Raw genomic sequence first — 25,352 nt, 5'->3', positions numbered from 1 at the left:
GCTTATACGTCTTTGTCAAGAATAGGCAGGGAAAATTTAATTGACTTATGTCAACTTGCGCAGGTAAAATGTTATACTTGGTAAAAGATAAAATGAATTTAGGAGAGTAGTTACAATGCTGGGCATGATTTCAACGGGTAAAATAATTGATCAAAATGAGGATTCATATTATGTTCAAGTGGATGGGGTTACCTATGAGCTGAAGCGCAAGGAAATCACTCAAGAAGAAAAACCAGAATTGGGCACTGAAGTAGAAGGCTTTTTATATGATGACAAGCAGCATAAGCGGGAAATGACTCAGTTTTTGCCCTTTGCTCAGGCTGACCAGTATGGATGGAGCAAGGTGACCGAAGTCAAAGCAGACTTGGGCGTCTTTGTTGATATTGGCTTGCCAGACAAGGATGTTGTCCTTTCAGTTGACGACCTGCCCTTTAATAAAAGTCTTTGGCCGCGCAAGGATGATCAACTTTTGGTCCACTTGGAAACAGACGCTAAGGACCGAATTTGGGCTAAACTTGCTGATGAGAATATTTTTGAACAACTTGCGGCACATTTCCCCAATGATATGGAAAATAAAGATGTTTTCGGTACAGTATATTCTAGCCGTGAAATCGGTGCTTTTGTGATTACTAGTGACTACTACTTGAGTTTTGTTCACTCTTCGCAAATGGCTCGACCACTTCGGCTGGGAGAGCAGTTTAAGGGTCGTGTAATAGGCGTCAGTCAGTATGGCCGTCTGAATTTGAGCTGCTTGCCGCGAGCTTTTGAAGAAATAGATGACGATGCGCAGATGATTTTGATGAGTCTAAGAAGAAAGGAATCCAAGACCCTACCTTTTTACGACAAGTCTGACGCTGGTGAAATTAAGCAGTACTTTGGCATTTCAAAGTCGGCCTTTAAGCGGGCGCTAGGCCACCTGCTCAAGGGGAGATACATCGTCGAAGATAAGGAAGCAGGCATCATTACCCTAATTAAGGACCCTGAAGCTACTGAAAATGACTGACTTACGTGAAAATGTTGAAGACTATTTGCGCTACAGCCAGATTGAGAGTGGATTAAGCGCAAATACAATTGCAGCTTACCGGCAAGACTTGACCACATTTTTGGCTTTTTTAAAACAGGAAAACATTAATTCCTGGCCTACTAAAGCAGTCGACATCGATGCCTTTTTAGCGGGCTTGCGGGATCAAAACAAGGCCACTAGCTCAATTAGCCGAATGATCTCTAGCATGCGCAAGTTTTACCAGTGGTTGGTTCGGCAAAATATCCAAAAGCTGAATCCGATGCTAGAGATTGATTCACCTAAAAAAGATCACCGCTTGCCTGTTACCTTGAGTGTTGAAGAAGTGACAAAATTGCTTGAACAGCCTGATGTTAAACAGAAATTGGGCTTGCGCAACCGGTCGCTGCTTGAAACGCTGTATGCAACTGGAATAAGGGTAAGCGAGTTGATTAATCTCAAGTTCGCTGATTTGCATGAAGATCTGAAATTGCTGAAAGTTTTTGGCAAGGGTGCCAAGGAACGCTTAATTCCAATCAGTGAGGTGGCTATTTCCTGGATTAAGAAGTACCAAACAGAAGTCCGGGACCCTTTGCTGCTGCATGTGGGTAAGAACAATGACTACATTTTTCTTAATAGCCGTGGTGGTTCCTTGACCAGGCAGGCCGTTTGGCAGATAATCAAGCGCTACTGCCTCTTAGCTGGCATCCACAAGAATGTTACCCCTCACACTCTGAGACACACCTTTGCCACCCACTTGCTGGAGAATGGGGCTGACTTGCGGGTGGTCCAGGAAATACTGGGACACTCTGACATCAGTACCACACAGATTTATACTAACTTGTCCCAAAAACATATTTTGGAAGTATATCGCAAGACTCATCCGCGAATATAGGTGAACAACATGTTAATTGAATGCAAAAATGACAAAGAAAAGGTAGCAATGGGCCTCTTATCCTACCTTCCTGACTTCAAAAACTTGGACAACTTGAAAGATGAGATTCGCTTGAATAAGAACAGTAAAGAATTTTGCCTCTATTTGTATAGGATGAAGGATCCAAATTTTATTGGCCTAATTGGCACACAAACAAGTGAGTATTTTATTGTTATCCGCTATCTCTCGCTTGCACCTGATTACCGCTTGCCAAAGTATGAAGCCAAGATGGTCCAGGAGCTTGCAGCCAGCAATCCGCAAAAAAGAGTGACAGCCGTACCTGAATATATATATTTAATGAAGTACCTACGTAAAAAAAAGAATCATGACCAGTAACTTAACACTAGAATTGCCCAATTTTGAAGGGCCGCTGGACTTGCTGCTTCATTTGATCAAGTCACAAAAAATTGATATTTACGATATACCTATTGCGCAAATCACCAGTCAGTACTTGGCTTACTTGCACGAAATGCAGCGGCTTAATCTGACCATTGCTGGTGAGTATTTTGTGATGTCGTCGATGCTATTGCGCATCAAGTCCCAATCGCTCTTACCCCAAAACGATTTTACTGGTGAAGATGAACCCCTAGAGGATCCTCGTGAAGAATTAGTGCAACAGCTAATCCAATATTCTATTTTCAAGAAAATTTCATCATACTTAAAGCAGCGCAATGATGAAATTCCTATTACAGCTGCCAAGGAGGAGAGCACACCCCAAACAGAAGAGGTGCAGCCCTTGCCCTTAGGTCAGATCACATCCGCTGACCTGGCCCGTACCTTTGCCATGGTTTTACAGCGGCAAAAGATAAGAAATCCGGACATTGTAGCAGTTAAAAGCAGTGAAAAACCTGTAAGTGCAATGATTGAATACTTAGAAGAAGAATTAGCCCACCACCAGCGGATTAGTTTTTTTTCCTGTAGTAAGCAGATGACAAGCTTATCTGATGTGATTGGCTTATTCTTAGCGCTCCTTGAATTATGCAAGAAGCGTGCAGTTAAGGTCAAGCAGGCTCGAACCTTTGGTGATTTAGAATTAGAAGGGATTGAGCAAAATGGTGAGTAAATTAGCACAGTTAGAGGCCTTACTATATATTGCTGGCGATAACGGCATTGCCAGTAAAGACTTATGCGCATTAATGCAGGTTGAACAGTCAGCACTTCGGGAACTAGCTAAAAAATTGACCGAAAAATTAGTCCAAAATCAAGATTCTGGTCTGCAAGTGTTGCACCTTAACCATAAGTATAAGCTGACAACCCGACCTGAAGTGGGAGAAATAGTTGCCAATTTTTTTCAAAAGGACATGGCCAAAACTTTGAGTCAGTCGGCTCTTGAAATTCTTGCGATTATCGCCTACAAGCAGCCAATTACCCGGGTTGAAATTGATACAATTAGGGGAGTAAATTCTTCAGGAGCACTACAGACCTTGATTTGGCGTAGCTTAATCAAGGTTAAGGGCAAGAAGGATGCACCGGGTCACCCAAATTTGTATGGCACCAGCGACTATTTTCTCCAATATTTTGGCTACCAGAGTCTGGCCGACCTGCCTTTAATTGAAGACTTTGAAGATGGCAGTATTAATGATAATAATGAAATAGACTTGTTTACAGCTAACGGGCGAGCTGACAAGGGCTTAACTCAAGCCCAAGAAGGAGAAGAATAATGGCACTACAACGTTTGCAGAAGATAATAGCTGAGGCTGGAATTGCCTCACGGCGCAAGGCTGAAAAAATGATTACGCAAGGTCGGGTGACAGTTGATGGACAGACAATTACCCAGTTAGGAACCAAGGTTGGGACCTTTAGCAACATCACAGTTGATGGGGAACCAATTGAACGTGAAAGCTTGCATACTTATATTTTCTATAAGCCCCGCGGGGTGGTTTCAACTGCCAGTGACAACAAGGGCAGAAAAACAGTAGTAGACTACTTTGCAGATTTGCCGTACCGTTTATATCCTGTTGGTAGGCTCGACTATGACACGTCGGGCCTGTTATTAATGACTAACGATGGCGACTTGGCCAACCTCTTGATGCACCCGCGCAACAAGGTGGCCAAAGTTTATATAGCTAAAATTGAAGGTCAATTGCTGCCGGAAGAAATTACCCGCCTTAGTCGCGGCTTGGAAATTGATCGACACAAGACTGCTCCAGCAAAAGTAAAAGTGATTCGAACTGATCACAAAAAGAAGACGCAAATTGTCCAGCTCACTATCCATGAAGGCCATTACCACCAAGTGAAAAAAATGTTTAAGGCAGTAGGTCACCAAGTGCAGAAATTGTCTCGTGAGAAATATTCTTTTTTAACCTTAGATTCGCTTGTGTCTGGTCAGTACCGGGAATTGACGCATGCTGAGGTTGACAGATTAAAGCAGGTAGACTAGTATATATTTATTAATTGAATATTTAAGTTTGTTGTCTTCATGGCAGGGTGAAAATCCCGACCGGTGGTGCAAGTCCACGACCCACGCAAGTGGTGGAATCTATTTTGAGATACCGATAGTTAAAGTCTAGATGAAAGAAGACAGGCTAAACTAGAAGCTAAGATATTGGCTTACTTTTAATCGGTCTGTTGCTAGGAGCAACAGACCGATTATTTTTTGGAGGTAAGTGTTTTGAAAAGAAAAAGTGCTAGTAACTTGGCTAATATTATTGCTTATGCGCTGATTGGGACGATATCGTATATTTTGATGGAATTGGCCTTTCCACTGCCTGTGGCAAGTTTCTTGAAGTTTGACTTCTCAGACGTGATTATTACCATCGGTACCTTTTTGTTTGGTGCTGGCCCTGGTATCTTCATTGCCTTTGTGCGGATGCTCATCCACCTTATTACCAGAGGCTTTGCTTTGCCAAGTATAGTTGGTCAGCTTGCCGCCTTTTTTGCATCAATTTCATTTGCCTTGCCCTTCTACTATGTGACCAAAAAAATCAGCAGCAATGAAAAAAGTACCCGAAATCGTTACTTAAAGCCGTTGATTGGCATCATACTTGGCATTATTGCCATGACAGTAGTTTTGGCAACGCTAAACGCCTTTGTCTTAACACCTTTTTATGCCGTCACCACAGTTACTAACCTGCCAGCAATTCATGGCTATGGCGGTTTGCTCAATTTCACTGAGAAGGTTTACTTGGGCCAGTTGCTCCACATACCGTCAATGAGTGCCTATATTTTTGGCATTATTGCTCCATTTAACTTGCTGAAGGGTGCGATTAATGGACTAGTGGTTTACCTGTTGTTTGAGACGGTGTTGAGGAGTTTAAAGCCGTTTGTCCGCAAGTATTTCAACTTAAAAAAATAGTTTTAACTTAATAAATGCAAATAGGCCTTTAACTGGCCTATTTTTTTATCCATTTTATAAGTTAATTATGCTAAAATTAAACAAGTTAGGTGTAGGAGGTTTTTAGATGAATGAAAAACAAGCAGGCCCGTATAAGCATTACCAACGGCCGACGGTCCCGCGGACAATGACTTATAGGTCAGTGTCACGCAAATGGGTTATCATTGAGGTCCTCATAATAGTTGTGCTTGTAGCATTGGTGCCTGTTGTTCACTATTTGGCATCAAGCGCAAAAGGTGGTCACCAGGTGGTCGAGGTCCAGAAAACAGTTAAGCGGCAAAAAGCCGCTTCCAAAACTTCTGTTAAGGAGCCTAAACCCAAACCTAAAACAGAAGTCAAGACCAAACTTGAACCTAAAACTAAGACCAAACCTAAAACAGAGCATGTGAAAAAAACACGAATTAAAAGGAAAGCTCCCAAAGTAGCAGCTGCGCCTGAGCAATATTTGGTAAAGACGGGTGATTCTTTGACTGGCATTGCTAACAAGTATCATATGAGTGTAGGCGAGCTTGCTCAACTAAATGATCTTACTGCGGATAGCCAGGTTAATGTTGGTCAGGTTCTTAAATTAAAATAGCGATAGAAAGGGTGGGGACTTAGTGCCCCTTTTTGATTTTAATGCAAGTAGCAATTGATGGGCCAGCTTCAGCTGGCAAGAGTACAGTCGCAAAAATTATTGCGCATAAATTAGCCTTTACATATATTGACACAGGTGCGATGTACCGCGCCTGTACCGTCATAGCACGGGCTAACAAAGTAAACTATAACGATGAGGCAGGAATTCTGGCAGCAGTAGATCAAGCTGGCATTGAGCTAAAAATTGTGGCCGGTGAACAGCGAGTTTATGCTGGCGGCAAGGATATTTCTCAGGAAATTCGAACACCCGAAATTTCAGCCAATGTGTCTGAAGTTGCAGCCCTTAGTGGAGTTCGCCAAAAAATGGTTAGTTTGCAAAGACAGATGGCTGGCAAAATGAACGTGGTGATGGATGGGCGCGATATTGGTACGACCGTTTTGCCCAAAGCCGAAGTCAAAATTTTCTTGGTGGCCTCGCCTCATTCACGTGCAAAGAGAAGGATGCTTGATTTCAAGGAAAGGGGAATTAAAAGCACGCAAACGCTAGCTGAAATCGAAGAAAGCATCGCAGCGCGAGATTATAAGGATTCACACCGAAGCGTTTCTCCCTTAAAAAAAGCTCCGGATGCAACTGAAATTGATACAACTGACATGACAATTAACCAAGTTGTAGCCCAAATATTGGCTCAAATCGAAAAAAGTCAAAAAAAACTGTAAAAAAGGTGCTAAAAGAGTAGAAAAAAATCTAACTTTCATTTAAAATTAGGGTATGATATTGGGAGGTAAATAATGTCAGAAAACAGTAATCAATTTTTAGATGCACTAAAGCAAATGCAAGGAGTTGAGGTCGGCGATATTGTAGATGTTGAAGTCCTGGACGTTGAAGAAGGTCAAATCGATGTTGGCGTAACCAATGCTGGTATCGAAGGTGTGATTCCTCGTCGTGAATTCACGTTAGATCGCAACCTTGACTTACGCACAGCAGTTAAGCCAGAAGACAAGTTTAAGGCTTTAGTCTTGAGAAAAGCTGGTGGCGACAAGGAGAATGGTGAATTCTTCTTCTCCGTTACCCGCTTAAAGGAAAGAGAAGCCTACGACGAATTGCAAAAAGATTTTGAAGCAGGTAATACAATCGAAGGTACTGTAACTTCATCAGTACGCGGTGGGTTACTAGTTGATGTTGGTACAAGAGGATTCTTGCCAGCTTCATTAATTTCTAATCGCTACGTTTCAGATCTTAAACCATTTATTGGCAAGACCATGAAGCTTAAGATTACTGAGATTGATCCAAGCAAGAATCGCTTAATCCTTTCTCATAAGGATTTGATTGAAGAAGAGCGTGAAGAAGCTTTCGATAAGGTTTCATCACAATTAGTTGTTGGCGATGTAGTTGAAGGTAAAGTTTCCCGTTTGACTAACTTTGGTGCATTTGTTGATGTCGGTGGCGTGGATGGTTTAGTTCACATTTCCGAGATTTCATACAAGCACGTTGACAAGCCTAGCGATGTATTAAAGACTGGTCAGGATGTTAAGGTCAAAGTAATTGGTATTGATGATGATAGACATCGCATCTCCCTTTCAATTAAACAGACTGAACCTTCCCCATTTGAACAGGCAACCGCAGACTTGCATGAAGGCGACATTTTTGAAGGCGAGGTTAAGTCTTTGACTAACTTTGGTGCATTTGTCGAAGTTGCTGATGGTATCCAAGGTTTAGTCCACGTTTCAGAAATATCATACAAGCACGTAGATCAACCTAGTGATGTTTTAGAGGTCGGCCAGACAGTTAAAGTCAAGGTCTTAAATATTGATCCAAGTGACCGTAGAATTTCTCTTTCAATGAAGGCAGTTGATTCTAAAGGTTCCGACAATGAAGGTTCACATTCACATAGTTCATACAACCATAGCTCGGTTAATAATAAGTACATGAACAATGATGACAGTGGCTTTGCTTTAGGTGACATTATTGGTGACCAACTAAAAGATCGTCGTTAGTTGTAATAAAAAGCCGACTTGCTTAAGTCGGCTTTTTTATTTTAAGGAGGCTGAAAATATGGTTTTACCCGTAGTTGCAATTGTGGGACAACCGAATGTCGGTAAATCAACGCTTTTCAACCGGATTATCAATGAACGCCTGGCAATTGTCGAAGACAAGCCGGGCGTTACCCGTGACCGCAACTATGCCCAAGCAGAATGGCTAGGGCATAAGTTTGATTTGATTGATACAGGTGGAATTACCTGGGAGGACGGCCGGATTGAAGACGAAATTCGGGCCCAAGCAGAGATAGCGATTGATGAGGCTGACGTTATTGTAGTTCTGACCAGCGTGACCAACCACTTAACTGATCTGGATGAGCGCATTGCCCAGATGCTGTACCGCACTAAAAAACCCGTTATCTTAGCTGTTAATAAGGCAGATAACCCCGAGCAGCGAATGGATATCTATGACTTTTACAGCCTCGGTTTTGGTGATCCCATTCCTGTTTCCAGTGTTCACGGAACTGGTATCGGTGACCTTCTTGACCGCATTGTCAGTGAATTGCCCCAGGACTTGAATACCAAAGACGAAGGCCAGATTTCCTTCAGTGTTATTGGTCGTCCAAATGTGGGCAAGTCATCAATTGTTAACTGTTTGGTTGGTTCTGAACGTGTGATTGTTAATAATGAAGAGGGTACGACACGTGATGCCGTTGATACGCCCTTTACTGATGAAGATGGGACCAAGTATCGGATAGTTGATACTGCTGGTATCAGACGACGCGGCAAGGTTTATGAAAAAACGGAGAAGTATTCTGTGATGCGTGCTCAAAGTGCTATAGAGCACTCTGACGTGGTTTGCATGATTTTGGATGCAAGTACCGGCATTAGAGAACAAGACAAGCACGTGGCTGGATATGCCCACGATGCTGGTCGCGGTATTATTATTGTAGTCAACAAGTGGGACCTGCCACAAAAGACTAGTACTAGCAGCAAGGACTTTGAGCAAACAATTCGGGAAGAGTTCCAATACTTGGACTATGCGCCCATCTTGTTTGTTTCTGCTAAGACCGGCCAAAATATCACTGAATTGCCCCAAATGGTCAAGCAGGTTTACCACAATCAAACTCAGCGTATCCAGTCGAGTGTTTTGAATGACTTGCTGCTAGAAGCCAGCAAGCTGGTTCCGACGCCGATGATTAAGGGTAAGCGATTGCGTGTTTACTACATGACCCAGGTTTCAGTTAAGCCACCGGCATTTGTGGTCTTTGTCAATGATCCTGAATTGATGCACTTTTCTTACCAGCGCTTTTTGATTAATCAATTGCGCGACAATTTTGACTTTGAAGGGACCCCCATTAAGATTATCGCCCGGAAGAGAAAATAATTTTACTCTGGAACTGCCACAAAAAGCTTATTTTTGCAGAAAAAGCTTGTTGTACTAGTTATTTTGTGCTATTTTGAAAACAAGGAAATGTGATTACTCATAGTCATTTATTCCTTGTTCCTCTTTTGGGGAATAGGCTTTGAATCTCAACTTGAGATTCAATTTTAGGGAGGTGAATACCAGATGGCAAATAAGGCTGAATTAGTAACTGAAGTTGCAGCAAAGACTAACTTGACTAAGAAGGACGCAGCTATGGCTGTTGATGCAATTTTTAGTTCAATCCAAGAGGAACTTGCTAACGGTGAAAAGGTTCAATTGATTGGATTTGGTACTTTTGAAGTACGTCAACGTGCAGCTCGGAAGGGTCGTAACCCACAAACTGGAAAAGAAATCGAAATTCCAGCAAGTGTTGTTCCTGCATTTAGACCAGGCAAGGCTCTCAAGGAAGCTGTTAAGTAATTTAATGGTTTTTACATAAAAGAGATGATGGCATTAGCCATCATCTTTTTTATTTGATATTTTTTTAAGGCTGGGTTATCCTTACAAATGCTGCGTGCATCTGACATAAAAGGGAGGATTAACATGACTTATTCAGAACAATTGCTTGATGCGATTGAGCAACAAGACTTTTCTCAAGAAAAAATCTTGTTGAAAAAGGCGTTGGACAATGACGAAGCGGAAGTTTTGGCCTCACTGGCTGAAAGCTTAACGGGCCTTGGTTTTACTGACTTGGCCAAGGAGATATATCGCAGTCTAATCGCCCGTTTTCCCCGCGAAGACCTCTTTAAAATTTACCTGGCCGAAATTCTGTTAAATGATGGCCAAGAAGATGATGGCCTGACATTGCTCTATGCGATTCAGTCGACCTCATCTTCATACTTAGATAGTCTCTTAGTGCAAGCGGACTATTACCAGTCTAACGGGTTGCTTGAGACAGCCTATAATAAGCTGCTTGAAGCAGCCCAGATAGCGCCTGAAGAAGATGCAGTTAAATTTGGCCTGGCCGAGTTGGATTATTCGACGGGACACTATGACCAAGCATTAGCCCGGTATACAGACCTGCTTAAGCGCCAAAAACACTTTGGTGAAGTTAGTCTAGAAGACCGGTTGTTTGAAACTTTAGCGAAATTGGGTCGCTATGAAGAGGCCAGCCAAGTCATTAATCAAAATAGTGGTGGCCTGTTAGACATTGATACTAAATACCAGGCTGCGCTTGTTTTGCTTGCAGTGCACAAGGAAGACCAAGCCATCAAATACTTAAACGAGGTGCTTGACCAGAGTTCAGATTACGTTAACGCCTACCGTGTCCTAGCTACTGCCTATGAGCATAAACATGACAATGAGCAGGTTTTGCGCTGTGCCCAGGCTGGAATTGCCTATAATGAACTCGATTCAGTTTTGTATGAAAAAGGGGCACGTGCTGCCCTAAATCTGAATGACGCTAAAACTGCGGAAGACTTGCTGCAAAAGGGCTTAAAATTCTTACCTGAAAACATCTCGCTTTGCATGCAGCTGTCCAATCTGTATGTACATGAGCGGCGAAGTACGGACAACCTTGACCTGATTAGCCATATTGATGAAGAGGACCTTGAACCGCAATTTCACTGGAACGCTGCCCTGTCTTACCAGGATCTGGACCAGAATGAAAAGGCCAGGAGTGAGTTTTTCTTGGCATACCCAGCCTTTAAGGATGACGCCGCCTTTTTGAAGCAGATGATCCGATTCTTTACTTGCCAGGCCGATTCGACTGCTATCGTTAAGCAGTTGCTGGCGCGCTATTTAAAGCTAGAACCTGAGGACACTGAGTTGCAAGAAAAATACAGTGAGCTATTATAATTGCTAGAAAAAAAGTCGCAGATGCGACTTTTTATTTACGGATTATAAAATGCTCCCGCTTCTGCTTGTAGGTAAATCCTTCTCCCAAGACTTCATGAACTGCAACAACACTTACAAAGGCCTGGGGATCTTCGGCTGCAATCAGTTCTTTGACAGAGGGAACTTCGCGCGGTGACACAACGAGATAGATTACTGGTCGGTCAGTGTGACTGTATCCCCCGCTAGACTTAAGGTAGGTGAAACCGCGTTCCAATTTTAAATCGATCATTTTGGCAATTTGCTCATAACGCTCAGAAATAATTAGCAGACCGCGTGCAGAAGTTGCTCCTTGCTGTACGGCATCCATGACCCGTGAAAGGATAAAGGATGCAACTAGGGTGTACATGATGTGCTTAACGTCTAGATAGGAAAGGGAAGCAAAGAGGACCAGAGCATCGAAGAACAAGAGAGCTTTACCAGAAGAAACGCCGTACTTGATTTGTAAAATACGGGCAAGGATGTCGGTACCGCCCGAGGTGCCATTATAACGAAAGACTAGACCCAACCCCAAACCAGAGAGCGTACCCGCAAGAGCTGCTGATAAGAAGAGGTCGTGTTCTAGGTTTAATTGGTCTATAATAGGAACAGAGCGCCAAAACCACAAGAAAAAAGAGAGCCACAAGGTTCCCCAGATAGTGTAGGCCAATAACTGCTTGCCCATAAAGCGGTAGCCAAGGATGATTAAGGGAATATTTAGTAAAAGCGAAGAAAGGCCCATATTGATGCCCCAGAAATGCCGGAGCAGCAATGTTACACCACTGATACCACCGTCTGTTAATTGGTTGGGCGCTGAAATCATGTCCAGACTGAAGCCCTAGATGGCATAGCCGAGCACAATCATGGTCAATTCAAAAACGCTTCTCTTATTAATTTTTGCCATAATTAAGTTCTCTCTTTTACAAATCCTATTGTACAATGCTTTAACCGTAACATATTTTAACTACATATACACTAACAAAAGAGTTGATTAACTAATGATACAAATAACGAACCTGCCTCCCATTTTTGTGGCGGCATTGCCAGTTTTAAGAGAACTTGAACAGGCTGGTTTCGAGGCCTACTTCGTGGGTGGGTCAATTCGTGACTTGTTGCTAAAGCGACACATTCACGACATCGATATTGCAACCAGTGCTTACCCGCAGGAAGTCAAGTCCATCTTTGCTAAAACCATCGACACGGGAATCAAACATGGAACCGTGACAGTTTTATACCAGGGTGCCAGCTATGAAATAACTACCTTTAGAACTGAGTCTGGTTACCAGGACTTCCGCCGACCGGACCATGTAACTTTTGTTCGAAATTTAAGCGAAGACCTTAAGCGGCGCGACTTCAGCATCAATGCATTAGCCATGGACACACAGGGCAATATTATTGACCTGTTTGATGGCCTGGGTGACCTGCATCAAGGCATTATCAAGGCTGTGGGCGACCCTTTGGAACGCTTTCATGAAGATGCCTTGAGGATGATGCGTGCGGTCCGCTTTATGAGTCAGCTAAAGTTTAAACTGGACACTGAAACTGAAGAAGCAGTCACTGAGCTCCACCACTTGCTGCCTAAAATTTCAATTGAGCGAATCCGCGATGAGTTTGTCAAGATGGGCATTGGACCTAATTCACGGGCTGCCTTCCGTGTGTTTTTGAAGACGAAGCTGAGTGAGGGGGTACCTGATTTCACAGGGAAGAAAGACTTGCTGGCCGTATATTCAGGCCTAGAATTTAGTCCCAATGTTGAATCTAGCTTATGGGCTGTTATCATCATTCTGCTTAAAATTCAAAATGACCAAATTGCTAAGTTTATGCGTGACTGGAAGAATTCCAATGCTATGACGATGCGGGTGGAAAAGATTGTTTCCTTGTTTGACCTGCTTTCAGAGCGGCCGCCCTCAAACTTTGAGTTGTTTGAAGCAGGCAAAGAAACATTGTTCAACACGATCGACGTGGCCCACATTTTGGGCCAACCAATCAACTCCCAAGTCTTGGTCGACCGTTATATGGCACTTCCAATCAAGTCCGCGGCAGAGTTGGCTGTTGATGGCCGCTTTTTGATTAGAGCTGGCTTTGAACCAGGACCTAAGTTGGGCCACTTGCTAACTACGATTAAGGAAAAAGTGCTGGCCGGAGAGTTAGAAAATTCCGCAGACGCCATCAAGACTTTCTTGAACTATATTGACTAGACCTAAAATTATACGTAGAACAAAATCGAAAAGTACATAAGGGCAGAGCCTAAAATAACGAATAGGTGCCAGACGACGTGAATAAAGGGTATTCTTTTCATAGTGTAGAAAAATGCCCCTACGGTATAGGCAACTCCGCCAGCAGCCAGTAGCCAAAAGCCAGTTGGATCTAGCTTTACGGCTAATTCCTTGCCCACGAGCACGACCAGCCAGCCCATCCCTACGTATAAGATAGTATCTAAAATCACGTGTTTGCCGCGGTTAAAGATGTAGTAGAGAATACCAAAAATTGCTAGCAGCCAGACCAGACTTAGAAGCAGCCATCCCGAAGTTCCCCCGAGTGTGACGAGGGAGTATGGGGTATAAGAGCCAGCAATCAAGAGAAAGATGGACGAATGATCAAAGATCTGGAAGACATTTCGCGCCTTGGTAAAAATCAGACTGTGAAAAAGCGTCGAAAACAGGTACAAAAGCAACAAACAGACGCCATAAATTGTAAACGTAATTAGTCTTATGTTGCTGTGGGTCGAAATAGCTTTTGCGACCAGCAGAATAAGACCAATAAATGCTAAAACAAATCCGATACCGTGAATAACAGCACTGAGAATGTTGTCTAGAATATAATAAGTTTTAGGTCTTTTTTGGGGTTCTTGCCAAATTTCCTTTAGTTTCATGGTAAAACTACCCATTCACTTTCTTTTTTCACTAGTTTTTTTGCTATAATAATTTATAATTGATACAGTTCACATTCTATCATAAAATGTAAGCAAGCAATTCAGAATTGAGGACAAACACGTTGGCAGAAATTAAAATTTTGACCGATTCTTCAGCGCAATTAACGCCAGAAGAAATAGAAAAATATCATATTACCGTTATTCCGCTATCAATATTGATTGATGGCAACACATACTTAGATGGCGTTGAAATTACCAGGCAAGAATTTGTCCAGAAGATGAGTCAGTCTGTGGAATTGCCTAAAACCAGTCAACCACCTATTGGACGTTTCGTTGATCTTATCAATGAGCTAACAGCAGATGGAAGTGAAGTTGTTGGAATCTTTTTGGCCAAGGCCTTGAGCGGCACAGTCGATGCTGCAAGACAGGCAGTGGCCCTTTCTGGAAAAGAAGAAAAGGTCCACATTGTGGACTCGCAGCTAACGGATAGGGCTGAAGCCTTTCAAGTATTAGCAGCAGCCCGCGATGTTGAAAAGGGCAAGGATGTTTCTGCAATCTTGGCGCATATTGAGAGCATCAAAAAGACCCAGCGCTTGCATATGATGATTGTCAACCTCGAAAATGTTATCAAGGGTGGTCGTCTGGGACCAATTTCGGGCAAAATTGCCAACCTGCTCAATATTCGCATTGAACTTCAGATGCCTGATGGCAGCCTTAAAATAGCCAAGAAGGGCCGGGGCAAAAAGTTTTCTGCTGCCTTTGATCAACGGGTCCTAGATGATATTGAAGCCAACCAAGAAAAAATCAAAGAGGTAGGCATTTCTTACGTTGCCTTGGGTGATACCCCACAGAAACTGCTTGACCTGGCTCAAAAAATCAAAGAAATCAATTCTCAGATTGACGTCTTGGTCCGCGAGACCAGCCCAATCATTGCAACACATGCCGGAATGGGTGCGTATGCAATCTTGTATTACACGGAGTAACTAATTGGCATACCGAGAAAGTTTTTACCGCTATTTAATGACGCAGCTCAGTGCAGATTTGAATAGCGACGTTGCACAGTTTGCAAATAATGCCCAGAATGATCAGACCTTTCCCAAGCAAGAGCAAGACTACGAAAAGCTGTCTGACTACTTAGAATTAAATGCGGGGTACTTATCTAGCATGGGCATCTTTGATGAAGCATACCGGATGTACCAAGAAAAGATGTCATATTAAGCAAGGTTCCCTTTTTGCGGAACCTTTTAGTATTATGGAAGGCAAAAGTAATGGTTAAAATTCAATGGTATCCTGGTCATATGAACAAGGCCCGCAACCAGCTTGAAGACAAGATGGGTCTGATTGACGTTTTGGTTGAAGTTCTGGACGCTCGCATTCCACAGTCATCGCGCAATCCGATGATTGAAGAGCTAGTGGGTAACAACCCCCACCTGATTATTTTGAATAAGGCTGACTTGGCTGATCCAATAATGACCAAAAGATGGCAAAAGACTTTGGCTGGCAAGGATAAGTATGTAATGGCACTTGACTCTCTGCATGCTAACAACATGCAGGTCGTGGTGCACATGATTAAAAAGGCAGCAGCTGCAAAAATTAGTAAGTTGGAGTCCAAGGGGGCTTCGGACCCAGTGATCAGAATTGCCTTGGCGGGTGTTCCTAATTGCGGCAAGTCGACCATCATCAACCGGCTGGTTGGTCATAATGTTGCTGCAGTGGGCAACAAGCCTGGAGTCACCAAGGGGCAAAGATGGCTGAAGACCCAGTCCAATATTCAAATTTTGGACACGCCAGGAATTTTATGGCCTAAGTTTGAAGACCAAGATGTGGGCTTCAAGCTGGCTGCCTTTGGGGCAATTAAGGACAGTATTTTTAGTGCTGATGACGTCAGTCTCTTTGTTTTGGCCTGCCTGCGCAAATATTACTTGGCTGATTTAGTTAAATTTGCACGTTCGCCCAAGGCTGAAGTGGAACAAGTCAATGATCCTGATTTGCTCTTGGCCCTTACCCAAGAATATGGAATGCGAGATGATTATGACCGTTTCTCTTTGTATCTTTTGCAGCGCTTGCGCAAGGGCAAGGTTGGCAGAATCACCCTGGACCGCTTATGACAATAATAGAAATTAAAAAAATACTAGCACAAGGAGAAGTCAATCCTGACCTGCTTGGGCAATTAGCCCAGGATGAGCGCATTGGAGTGCAGAAGCTACTGGTCAACTACCACAAACGTCAGGCCAAGTTAGCTCAAAAAAAGGCCGCGTTTGAAGAGCGTTTTGCCTATGAAAAGCAGTTTTGGGCTAAGGGACAAAGTGTTGCCGGCGTAGATGAAGTTGGCCGCGGACCGCTAGCAGGACCGGTAGTTACTGCTGCTGTCGTAATTGACAGATCCTTTGATTTGGTTGATGTTAACGACTCCAAAAAACTGACTGCCAAAAAGCGTCTAGAGCTATACCCTCAGATCCTGCAAAAAGCGGTAAGTCTTGCCGTCGGCGTCAAAGATGCGCGTGTAATTGACCAAGTCAATATTTATGAGGCTGACCGCCTGGCAATGGCACAAGCAGTGAATAACTTGGATGTTAAACCAGACGCACTCTTAGTCGATGCGATGGATGTACCCGTAGACTTGCCCCAGGTGCGGCTGATTAAAGGGGATGCAAAGTCGAATTCAATTGCTGCAGCTTCAATTGTCGCAAAAGTTTTTCGAGATAAATTGATGGAAGACTATGGCCGCCTTTATCCAGCATACTGCTTTGATCAAAATGCAGGCTATGGCACTAAAGACCATCTTGCCGCTCTTAAAGATTTCGGCCCCACGCCAATTCACCGCAAGACCTTTGCCCCAGTGAGTGATTTCTTCTCTAACAAATAAAAAAGTTCCTCCTTTTTTACGTACATAAAATTAGGAGGCTTTTTTATGAACATAACAGATTTTCTTTTACGGTTAAAATTACAAAAAGGCACCGGTTATGTTAAGATGTTACAAATTGCTAGTCAGTTGGACGATGGTGACATCAATATGCAGACCATTAGGAATTTGACTTTACCAAGCAATTTAAAAAGGGCATGCCGGATGGCATATAGTGACCCGGAAGCCGAAAAGGTAGTTGCCCGTATTAAAAGGCAATGCCGAGTTGTCAGCTTCTTTGATGACGCTTACCCAGAAAAATTACGGCAAATTTATCGACCACCATTGATTCTGTTTACCCAAGGCGATGTCAGCCTGCTCCAAGAAAAGATAGTTACAGTAGTAGGCGCGCGCTTGGCTACTTCATATAGCCAAGCGGTCTTGGACAAGCTAGTCCCGGATTTAATTGCCCATGACTGGGTAATTGCCAGCGGCTTGGCACGAGGCGTTGACGTAATGGCTCACGAGGCAACCTTGAAGAACAAGGGAAAGACGGTTGCAGTTATTGGCAACGGCCTTAACTTTTTTTATCCACTGGAAAATTATCACGTTCAAGAGCAGATTAGCCGTTCGGGCTTATTGGTCAGTGAATATCTACCGGATACGCCCCCACGGCCCTTCCGCTTCCCAGAGCGCAACCGGATCTTAGCCGGAATTGCCCACAGCGTGGTTGTAACTGAAGCTAAGGAAAAGTCGGGATCCTTGATTACGGCCAACCTGGCGCTTCAGGAAAACCGGGACGTTTATGCGGTTCCGGGTCCGATCACTAGTGCTTTATCGACAGGAACCAACAAGTTAATCGAAGCTGGAGCAAATCCAATCACTGATTTTCACTTGCAGCCAGAAAGATTTGACAAGTAGCTGGTAAATATTCTATTCTCAGACTAGTATTTAACAAAATAAAATAAATTTAATTGAGGAGGCTTTTGATGCCTACGAAGTCAAAGCCAAAGAAACGTAAAAAAACTTTAGTAATAGTTGAGTCGCCTGCCAAGGCCAAGACCATTGAAAAATACCTAGGGCGCAATTTTCATGTAATTGCATCTAAAGGGCATATTCGTGACCTGCCCAAATCGCAGATGGGCATCGACTTTGACAATAATTACCAGCCAAAATATATTTCAATTCGCGGCAAGGGTGATACGATCAAGGAATTAAAGGCAGAAGCAAAGAAGGCTAAAGATGTCTACTTGGCATCTGACCCCGACCGTGAAGGCGAAGCAATTGCTTGGCATGTGGCCCATGCCCTAAACCTGGATGACACAGCCAAGAATCGGGTCACTTTTAATGAAGTAACCAAGGATGCCGTCAAAAACAGCTTTAAGCATCCCCGGTCAATTGATATGGACACAGTTAATGCCCAACAGGCTCGGCGTATTTTGGACAGGATTGTTGGTTATTCGCTTTCGCCTATTCTCTGGGAAAAGGTGAAGAAGGGCTTAAGTGCTGGACGTGTCCAATCAGTTGCCCTTAAGCTAGTGATTGACCGCGAAAAGGAAATTAAGAACTTCAAACCCGAAGAGTATTGGACTATTGATGCTGAATTTAAACTAAAGACCAAGCTTTTTAAGGCCCAATTTTGGGGCCTTGACGGCAAGAAGCAGGACCTGCCTAATAATGAGGCTGTTCGCGCTGTTTTGGCCAAGATTGACAAGAAAAAGAACTTTCAAATTGCCAATGTTGTCAAGCGTGAACGTCGTCGCCAGCCTGCAGCACCATTTACAACGTCCACAATGCAGCAGGAAGCTAACAAGCGGTTGAATTACCGGACGCGCAGAACGATGAGTATTGCTCAACAGCTATATGAGGGGATCAGTTTGGGCAAGCAGGGGACTGTGGGTTTAATTACCTATATGCGAACCGACTCCAAGCGGACGTCACCGATTGCTCAGGCCGAAGCATCAAAATTTTTAAATGAGAAGTATGGCAAGGAATATGCTGCTAAGGGTGCCAGACACTTTAAAAACCAGGGCGATGCCCAAGATGCCCATGAAGCCATTCGTCCCACTAGCGTCTACCGGACGCCTGACTCGCTCAAGTCGGTTTTAACCACGGAGCAATACCGGTTGTATAAGCTGATCTGGTCTCGCTTTGTGGCTAGTGAAATGACTCCAGCAGTTTATGATACGATTAGGGCCGATGTTCAACAAAATGGGGTCGTCTTCAGGACCACGGGCTCAAAGATGAAGTTTGCTGGTTTTACCAAGGTTTACGACAACCAACAAGAAAAGACGATTGAATTGCCTGACCTCAAAGATGGTGACCAAGTCAAGATGACCAAGTCCGACAACAAACAGCACTTTACGCTGCCACCAGCTCGTTATACAGAAGCCAGTTTGGTTCATACGCTGGAAGAAAACGGCGTTGGTCGGCCTTCGACATATGCGCCAACGATCGATACGATTCAACGTCGCTACTATGTCAAACTAGAAGGCAAGGCTATTGTTCCAACTGAATTAGGCGAGATTGTTGATGACTTGATTGAGAAATTTTTCCCTGACATTGTCAATACTGACTTCACCGCCCAGCTCGAGAGTGATCTTGACCGGGTTGAAGAGGGCAAGAAAAACTGGGTGAAGGTCATTGATGACTACTACCATCCATTCAAAAAAGAACTGGACAAGGCTGGAAAAGACATTAAAAAGGTACAGATTAAAGATGAGCCAGCCGGCTTTGACTGTGATATCTGTGGGGCCCCAATGGTGATCAAAATGGGCCGCTATGGCAAATTTTACGCTTGCTCGCGCTTCCCAGATTGCCGCAACACTAAGGCAATAGTCAAAAAGGTCGGCGTCACCTGTCCTAAGTGTGGCAAGGGTGACGTAGTAGAAAAGAAGTCCAAGCGAGGCCGCAAATTTTATGGTTGCTCACGCTATCCAGAATGTGACTTTGTTTCCTGGGATAAGCCAATTAGTCGCAATTGTCCTAACGATGGTCACTTCTTAGTTGAAAAAAGAAGCAAAAAGGGAATTACCGTGCTCTGCCCTCATGGCGATTATAAAGAAGAGCCCCGTGAAGCAGAGACTGAAAAATTAGGTTAAATTTGAGTAAATATCATCAATCTTGAGGAATTTGATGATATTCTTTTTATATAATAATATTTAATATTTTTAGTAAAGGAACACAAATTATGCCTAAACGTGTAACTGTAATCGGTGGCGGTCTCGCCGGGAGCGAGGCTGCCTGGCAAATTGCCAAGCGCGGTCTTGCGGTTGACCTTTATGAAATGCGCCCGCAGAAGATGACGTCGGCTCATAAAACGGGAGATTTGGCAGAATTGGTTTGCACGAATTCAATGAGGTCCAACCAATTGGCTAATGCCGTTGGACTGCTAAAGGAGGAAATGCGCCAGCTCGACTCCCTGATTATGGCGGCCGCGGTCAACTGCCAAGTCCCAGCAGGCGGGGCCTTGGCAGTTGACCGCGAGAATTTTAGTCAATATGTCACAGCTAAGCTCCACGAACTGCCTAATGTGACTTTTCACGGCGCAGAAGTTACCGAGTTGCCTCAAGACGGAATCACGGTTGTTGCGACTGGCCCTTTGACTAGTGCTGCTTTAGCTGCTCAAATCCAAGAACTTTCTGGTGTGCAAAGCCTGCACTTTTTTGATGCAGCAGCGCCAATTATTGCTGCTGACTCAATTGACCAAAATATTGTTTATAAAAAATCCCGCTATGATCGCGGTGATGCTGCCTACCTCAACTGTCCAATGACGCAAAAGGAGTACGAAACTTTTGCCCAGGCCTTAGTTGAAGCTGAAACAGCTGAAATGCACAGCTTTGAAAAAGAAGATGTTTTTGAAGGCTGCATGCCAATTGAGGTGATGGCTGCACGTGGTGCTAAGACAATGCTCTTTGGCCCGCTCAAGCCAGTTGGCTTGGAAGATCCAAGCACAGGTAAAATGCCCTATGCTGTGGTTCAGTTGCGTCAAGACAATGCGGCTGCTTCGATGTATAATATCGTTGGATTCCAAACCCACCTCAAGTATGGTGAACAAAAACGGGTGTTTTCGCTGATACCTGGTCTAGCCCATGCACGCTTTATTCGCTACGGCAAGATGCACCGAAACTCTTATATGGCCTCTCCAGAAGTGTTAACCAATACCTATGAAACTAGAAAGCAAGCAGGCTTGTTTTTTGCTGGGCAAGTTACTGGGGTAGAAGGCTATGTTGAAAGTGCAGGAAGTGGTCTGGTTGCAGGCATTAATGCAGCCCGAGAAGCTTGTGGGGAAAGTCCTGTGGCCTTTCCCAAAATAACTGCCCTGGGCTCACTGGCAAACTATGTCACCACGACTAACGTTAAGCACTTTCAACCCATGAATGCCAGTTTTGCACTGATACCTGGGCTAGAAGGGAAAAAGATCCGCAACAAACGGGATCGGCACACCAAGATCAGTGAGCGTAGTCTAAAAAGATTGACTGACTTCAAAGAGGAAGTGCTGGGATAAATGATTGCTGGTGAAGACAAGACCATACAGCTGTTCATTTCTTACTTACAAAATGAGCGGCATTACAGTCCTAAGACGGTCAAGTCCTACCAAACCGACTTGCTTGAGGCAAGGACGTTTTGGCAAGATAATGGCGGCTTTGATGGCTGGGATAAGGTAACTAGGCGCGATGTTGAGATTCTTTTACAGGACCTTGCTCAGCGCAAACTAGCTCGAACCACCCAGTCCCGCAAAATGTCGAGCATGCGATCCTTTTATCATTTTTTAACCCGGCGCAAGCTTGTACAAGTTGATCCCACGCAAACAATCACCTTGCGGACTAGGGAACATAAACTGCCCCAGTTCTTTTATCCAAGTGAAATTAAGCAGGTACTGTCTTTTCTAAATGGCAGTGACCCATTGGCGATGCGCAATTTGGCCATGTTCACCTTGTTTTATACGACGGGCATGCGGGTTAGCGAGGTCAGCGAGCTGCAAGTTGGGCAAGTGGACTTAACCTTGAAGGTGATCTTGGTCCATGGCAAGGGTGGCAAGGATCGCTATGTGGCCTTTGATGAACGAACCTATAAGGCACTAGTCAACTATTTGACTAGTGGACGCACGAAACTTTTGGCGGGGCAAGAAGATTCAGGACTGGTCTTTTTGAATAACCGGGGGCACCCCTTGACTGCCCGCGGTATTGAGTACATTATGCAGCAGGTATTTGCTGGTGCCGGCATTAATGGCAAGGTACATCCCCATGAATTGCGTCATTCATTTGCCACCGCAATGCTTAATAACGGTGCTGACTTGCGCAGCGTGCAAGAGCTCCTAGGGCACAGCAACCTATCGACTACACAAATATATACGCATGTGACGATGAGTCACTTGCAACAGAACTATGACCAGTTTTTTTCACGTAATGACAAGAAAGATGAGGCAAAATAATGACAACAATATGTTCAGTAAAGGTTAATGGCAAAACCGCAATTGCGGGTGATGGTCAGGTTACTCTGGGTGAAAAGGTGATTGCCAAGGCAAGCGCCAAAAAGATTCGCCGGATTTACCATGATCGGGTTATTATTGGCTTTGCAGGCGGGGTAGCTGATGCGGTCAGCTTGCAGGAAATGCTGGAAGGCAAGCTAGAATCTTTTGGAGGCGACCTTCGTCGTGCAGCCGTAGAAATGGCGAAGGCCTGGCGCAAAGATGCAACGCTGCAGAAATTGAATGCTATGTTGATCGCATTTAATGAGCAAGATTTACTGCTGATTTCAGGGAATGGGGAAGTGCTGGAACCAGATGAAAATGTGGTGGCAATTGGTTCAGGTGGCAACTTCGCACAAGCAGCAGCTATTGCAATGACGCGGCATGCCGCAGAAATGTCAGCAGGAGAAGTTGCCCGTGAAGCTGTTGAGATTGCATCTGGCATTGATGTCTTTACAGACAATCAAATTAATGTTGATGAACTTTAAGGAAAGAAGTGTAATTGATGGAGATTAAAACGCCTAAAGAGATTGTCAACCAACTCAACCAATACATTATTGGTCAGGATGAAGCCAAAAAGGCTGTCGCTGTTGCCTTGTACAACCGTCATCGTCGCATGCAGCTCACATCTAACTGGCGTGAGGACATTACGCCTAAAAACTTGTTGATGGCTGGTCCAACTGGTGTCGGCAAGACTGAAATTGCTCGCCGACTGGCACTAATTGTTCAGGCTCCCTTTGTCAAAGTAGAGGCAACTAAGTTTACTGAGGTTGGTTACGTAGGCCGGGACGTGGAGTCAATGGTACGGGATCTGGTAAATGAAGCTGTCCGTATGGAAGAAAAAGACCAATTTGACCGGATTCGTCCCCAAGCTGCTAAAGAAGCTAATAAGACTCTGGTGCGTTTGCTCGTTCCTGGCATTAAACGTGAAAAACGGGTAAATCAAATGCAAGAGCTGCAAGACATGATGTCAATGATGATGTCTAGTAAGCCAAGTGCTAACAATGATCAAGACCCCGACCAAGAAGAAATAACTGATGAAATTCGCAACGAGCGTTTGAGTGTTTCTGAGCAATTGAGCAAGGGTCTGCTGGAGGAGCGTGAAGTTACAATTGAAGTTGAACAAGCTCCTAAGGTTAATCCCATGAATGATATGATGGGACAAATGGGCATGGACATGAGTTCCATGCTAAGTGGACTAGTTCCCAAAAAGCATGTTAAGCGTACTTTAGCAGTCAGGGATGCGCGCGAGGTCTTGATCCAGGAGGAATCCCGGAAGATGGTTGACTATGACGCAATCTATCAAAGTGCCATCGAACGTACAACTAACAATGGCATAATCTTTATTGATGAAATTGATAAAATTACTGCAGGAAACAAAAAGACTTCTGGAGAAGTTTCACGTGAGGGTGTGCAGCGCGACATCTTACCGATTATTGAAGGTTCCACTGTGCAGACCAAGTATGGTCCAGTGTCGACTGATCATATTCTCTTTATCGCAGCCGGTGCCTTTTCTGAATCCAAACCGAGTGATTTAATTCCTGAACTGCAGGGGCGTTTCCCTATCAGAGTAGAATTAAATGCCTTGAGCAAGGATGATTTTGTAAAAATTCTAAAGGATCCGGCAAACTCTCTGCTGGAACAATACGCAGCACTGATGCATGCTGATGGCATCAAGTTGATTTTCACGCAAGAAGCCGTCGACCGGGTTGCTCAAATCGCCTATGACGTTAACCAGGGGACCGACAATATCGGTGCCAGGCGCTTGTCAACAATTTTGGAAAAGTTGCTTGAAGACGTGCTTTTTGAAGGACCTGACATGAATATGGGCGAAATAACAATAACCCAAGCGTATGTTAATGAAAAACTTAGTGATATAATAACCAATAAAGATTTAACTAAGTTTATCCTTTAACAAAGGCGATGAAAACATGGATTACACTATTAAAAACAGTTTTTTACAGGTAACCATCTCAAGTAGGGGTGCTGAACTTCAAAGTGTAAAGAGTCAGCATTCTGCTTATGAATATATTTGGCAGGCCGACCCTCAAGTTTGGGGCAGACATGCCCCAGTCCTCTTTCCCTTTGTGGGTAGGCTGAAAAATGATCAATACACTTACAAAGGACAGGTCTACCATATGTCCCAACATGGTTTTGCACGGGATGCTGACTTTGTAGTTGAACGCCAAAACAGGGAAAGTATTACCTTTTTGTTGACTGACACAGAAAAAACACGGCAAATTTACCCCTTCCAATTTGAACTGCGGGTCAACTACAACCTGCTTAACAACTTGTTAGAAGAAAACTTTAGTGTAACCAACAAGTCTGCTGGGGAAATGATTTTTGGCATTGGTGGTCACCCTGGATTCAACCTGCCAACTACCAAGACAATTAGCAAAGAAGACTTTTATTTTGCAACTAAGCCGTCTTTGGCCCGGGTCCAAATTCCCCTCCAGGGGGCATTTTTGGATTGGCCTAAGCGTTCCTTGGCCTCTACTAATAGTCTGATTACCCTGAGCGACCATCTCTTTAAAAACGATGCGTTGATTTTTCAGCTGCGTGGTCATGACAACCGTATCTCTCTAAAGACTGATACTAGCGACTTTCACGTTAATGTTTGGCTGCGCGATGCACCCTTTGTAGGTGTGTGGTCGCAGTACCCGCAAACAGCAGACTATGTTTGCATTGAACCCTGGTGGGGGATTGCGGATCGCTCAGACAGTAATGGTAAGTTGGAAGAAAAGTATGGCATGAACCATCTAGTTGCTGGAGAAACGTTCACCTCTGGCTTTAGCATGGCCTTTCACGACAAGAAGAACAGTTGAATAAATATTTAAATAAGTTTCAAAGGTTAGACAACTTTTGAAACTTATTTTATTGTCAAAAATAAATTTAAATTAGTCTTTTATCTTACAGCAAGTACTTTTTGCATATTGCTAACTAATTTAAATCAAGGCAAAGTCGCTTTTTATGTTCAATATCATGTGCTAGTATTTTTAATGACGCTACATCTTGTGGCATAGACAGAATTTACTAGGCTAACTCAAGAAAGCAGCAAACAAGTTCACTGTCTTATTTGCCACTGGTACAGACCTTTGTGCCTTTTATT

The 25,352-nt window shown here is 43.8% G+C and carries 26 protein-coding genes, 1 pseudogene and 1 riboswitch; of the genes and pseudogenes, 25 read left to right on the top strand and 2 right to left on the bottom strand.

What is annotated here, in order from left to right:
• Positions 1 to 115: 115 nt before the first annotated feature.
• From AC2JF7_RS03030 to AC2JF7_RS02970, 13 genes are all read left to right on the top strand, one after another.
• The gene (locus AC2JF7_RS03030) at positions 116 to 1,003 is read left to right on the top strand and encodes a CvfB family protein (protein WP_500726980.1); all 888 of its coding nucleotides are present in this window, start codon (positions 116 to 118) and stop codon (positions 1,001 to 1,003) included.
• Positions 996 to 1,895, top strand: coding sequence for a site-specific tyrosine recombinase XerD (gene xerD / locus AC2JF7_RS03025; RefSeq protein WP_500726978.1), 900 nt, complete (start codon positions 996 to 998; stop codon positions 1,893 to 1,895). The genes AC2JF7_RS03030 and xerD overlap by 8 nt, the downstream gene beginning before the upstream one ends.
• 9 nt (positions 1,896 to 1,904) lie before the next feature.
• Positions 1,905 to 2,270 carry a reductase gene (locus AC2JF7_RS03020; RefSeq protein WP_500726976.1) on the top strand — a complete coding sequence of 122 codons (366 nt, stop codon included), beginning with the start codon at positions 1,905 to 1,907 and terminating at the stop codon, positions 2,268 to 2,270.
• Entirely contained in the window at positions 2,257 to 2,997 is a 741-nt protein-coding gene (locus tag AC2JF7_RS03015) for a segregation and condensation protein A (protein ID WP_500727132.1), read from the top strand. Before AC2JF7_RS03020 ends, AC2JF7_RS03015 begins: the two co-directional genes overlap by 14 nt.
• Positions 2,987 to 3,595: an SMC-Scp complex subunit ScpB gene (gene scpB / locus AC2JF7_RS03010; protein WP_500726974.1), complete on the top strand. Its 609-nt coding sequence runs from the start codon at positions 2,987 to 2,989 to the stop codon at positions 3,593 to 3,595. Before AC2JF7_RS03015 ends, scpB begins: the two co-directional genes overlap by 11 nt.
• The gene (locus tag AC2JF7_RS03005; protein ID WP_500726972.1) at positions 3,595 to 4,314 is read left to right on the top strand and encodes a pseudouridine synthase; all 720 of its coding nucleotides are present in this window, start codon (positions 3,595 to 3,597) and stop codon (positions 4,312 to 4,314) included. The genes scpB and AC2JF7_RS03005 overlap by 1 nt, the downstream gene beginning before the upstream one ends.
• 29 nt (positions 4,315 to 4,343) lie before the next feature.
• Positions 4,344 to 4,460: riboswitch (FMN riboswitch) on the top strand.
• Between the two features lie 85 nt (positions 4,461 to 4,545).
• Positions 4,546 to 5,229 carry an ECF transporter S component gene (locus AC2JF7_RS03000; RefSeq protein WP_500726970.1) on the top strand — a complete coding sequence of 228 codons (684 nt, stop codon included), beginning with the start codon at positions 4,546 to 4,548 and terminating at the stop codon, positions 5,227 to 5,229.
• Between the two features lie 106 nt (positions 5,230 to 5,335).
• The gene (locus AC2JF7_RS02995; RefSeq protein WP_500726968.1) at positions 5,336 to 5,845 is read left to right on the top strand and encodes a LysM peptidoglycan-binding domain-containing protein; all 510 of its coding nucleotides are present in this window, start codon (positions 5,336 to 5,338) and stop codon (positions 5,843 to 5,845) included.
• Positions 5,846 to 5,886: 41 nt separating this feature from the next.
• Positions 5,887 to 6,561, top strand: coding sequence for a (d)CMP kinase (cmk, locus tag AC2JF7_RS02990; protein WP_500726966.1), 675 nt, complete (start codon positions 5,887 to 5,889; stop codon positions 6,559 to 6,561).
• Positions 6,562 to 6,633: 72 nt separating this feature from the next.
• Positions 6,634 to 7,839: a 30S ribosomal protein S1 gene (gene rpsA, locus AC2JF7_RS02985; protein ID WP_500726965.1), complete on the top strand. Its 1,206-nt coding sequence runs from the start codon at positions 6,634 to 6,636 to the stop codon at positions 7,837 to 7,839.
• Positions 7,840 to 7,897: 58 nt separating this feature from the next.
• Entirely contained in the window at positions 7,898 to 9,208 is a 1,311-nt protein-coding gene (der, locus tag AC2JF7_RS02980; RefSeq protein WP_500726963.1) for a ribosome biogenesis GTPase Der, read from the top strand.
• 183 nt (positions 9,209 to 9,391) lie between these two features.
• Positions 9,392 to 9,667, top strand: coding sequence for a non-specific DNA-binding protein Hbs (gene hbs, locus AC2JF7_RS02975; protein ID WP_500726961.1), 276 nt, complete (start codon positions 9,392 to 9,394; stop codon positions 9,665 to 9,667).
• Positions 9,668 to 9,790: 123 nt separating this feature from the next.
• A complete protein-coding gene (locus tag AC2JF7_RS02970) occupies positions 9,791 to 11,044 on the top strand; it encodes a tetratricopeptide repeat protein (RefSeq protein WP_500726959.1) in 1,254 nt (417 codons plus the stop codon).
• A gap of 31 nt (positions 11,045 to 11,075) precedes the next feature.
• Here AC2JF7_RS02970 and AC2JF7_RS02965 read toward each other — a convergent pair.
• Positions 11,076 to 11,963 (bottom strand): annotated as a pseudogene (locus AC2JF7_RS02965) (YitT family protein).
• 94 nt (positions 11,964 to 12,057) lie between these two features.
• Here AC2JF7_RS02965 and AC2JF7_RS02960 point away from each other — a divergent pair.
• Positions 12,058 to 13,257, top strand: a complete 1,200-nt coding sequence (locus AC2JF7_RS02960) for a CCA tRNA nucleotidyltransferase (RefSeq protein WP_500726957.1) — start codon at positions 12,058 to 12,060, stop codon at positions 13,255 to 13,257.
• 8 nt (positions 13,258 to 13,265) lie between these two features.
• On the opposite strand, the gene trhA is transcribed toward AC2JF7_RS02960, so the two are convergent.
• Positions 13,266 to 13,931 (bottom strand): PAQR family membrane homeostasis protein TrhA, encoded by a 666-nt coding sequence (gene trhA, locus AC2JF7_RS02955; protein WP_500726954.1) that lies wholly within the window; start codon positions 13,929 to 13,931, stop codon positions 13,266 to 13,268.
• A 122-nt stretch (positions 13,932 to 14,053) separates the two neighbouring features.
• Here trhA and AC2JF7_RS02950 point away from each other — a divergent pair, with 122 nt between their 5' ends.
• The 11 genes from AC2JF7_RS02950 to AC2JF7_RS02900 all read left to right on the top strand — a co-directional run bounded on the left by AC2JF7_RS02950 (position 14,054) and on the right by AC2JF7_RS02900 (position 25,068).
• Entirely contained in the window at positions 14,054 to 14,914 is an 861-nt protein-coding gene (locus tag AC2JF7_RS02950) for a DegV family protein (protein WP_500726952.1), read from the top strand.
• A gap of 4 nt (positions 14,915 to 14,918) precedes the next feature.
• Positions 14,919 to 15,149: a YozE family protein gene (locus AC2JF7_RS02945; protein WP_500726950.1), complete on the top strand. Its 231-nt coding sequence runs from the start codon at positions 14,919 to 14,921 to the stop codon at positions 15,147 to 15,149.
• A gap of 50 nt (positions 15,150 to 15,199) precedes the next feature.
• Positions 15,200 to 16,039, top strand: a complete 840-nt coding sequence (gene ylqF, locus AC2JF7_RS02940; protein WP_500726948.1) for a ribosome biogenesis GTPase YlqF — start codon at positions 15,200 to 15,202, stop codon at positions 16,037 to 16,039.
• Complete coding sequence (gene rnhB, locus AC2JF7_RS02935; protein WP_500726944.1) at positions 16,036 to 16,797, top strand: ribonuclease HII; 762 nt, start codon at positions 16,036 to 16,038, stop codon at positions 16,795 to 16,797. Before ylqF ends, rnhB begins: the two co-directional genes overlap by 4 nt.
• Before the next feature lie 45 nt (positions 16,798 to 16,842).
• The gene (gene dprA, locus AC2JF7_RS02930) at positions 16,843 to 17,694 is read left to right on the top strand and encodes a DNA-processing protein DprA (RefSeq protein ID WP_500726942.1); all 852 of its coding nucleotides are present in this window, start codon (positions 16,843 to 16,845) and stop codon (positions 17,692 to 17,694) included.
• Between the two features lie 68 nt (positions 17,695 to 17,762).
• The gene (topA, locus tag AC2JF7_RS02925) at positions 17,763 to 19,874 is read left to right on the top strand and encodes a type I DNA topoisomerase (protein ID WP_500726939.1); all 2,112 of its coding nucleotides are present in this window, start codon (positions 17,763 to 17,765) and stop codon (positions 19,872 to 19,874) included.
• Between the two features lie 89 nt (positions 19,875 to 19,963).
• Positions 19,964 to 21,280 carry a methylenetetrahydrofolate--tRNA-(uracil(54)-C(5))-methyltransferase (FADH(2)-oxidizing) TrmFO gene (gene trmFO / locus AC2JF7_RS02920; RefSeq protein WP_500726937.1) on the top strand — a complete coding sequence of 439 codons (1,317 nt, stop codon included), beginning with the start codon at positions 19,964 to 19,966 and terminating at the stop codon, positions 21,278 to 21,280.
• Entirely contained in the window at positions 21,281 to 22,207 is a 927-nt protein-coding gene (xerA, locus tag AC2JF7_RS02915) for a site-specific tyrosine recombinase/integron integrase (RefSeq protein ID WP_500726935.1), read from the top strand.
• Positions 22,207 to 22,731 (top strand): ATP-dependent protease subunit HslV, encoded by a 525-nt coding sequence (gene hslV, locus AC2JF7_RS02910; protein ID WP_500726932.1) that lies wholly within the window; start codon positions 22,207 to 22,209, stop codon positions 22,729 to 22,731. The genes xerA and hslV overlap by 1 nt, the downstream gene beginning before the upstream one ends.
• 14 nt (positions 22,732 to 22,745) lie before the next feature.
• Entirely contained in the window at positions 22,746 to 24,158 is a 1,413-nt protein-coding gene (gene hslU, locus AC2JF7_RS02905) for an ATP-dependent protease ATPase subunit HslU (protein ID WP_500726928.1), read from the top strand.
• Positions 24,159 to 24,174: 16 nt separating this feature from the next.
• On the top strand, positions 24,175 to 25,068 hold the full coding sequence (locus AC2JF7_RS02900) for an aldose 1-epimerase family protein (protein ID WP_500726926.1): 894 nt from the start codon (positions 24,175 to 24,177) through the stop codon (positions 25,066 to 25,068).
• The last annotated feature ends 284 nt before the right edge of the window (positions 25,069 to 25,352 follow it).

The sequence above is a fragment of the Lactobacillus sp. XV31L genome (genome assembly GCF_059900865.1).
This window is presented reverse-complemented; position numbering and strand designations above follow the sequence as displayed.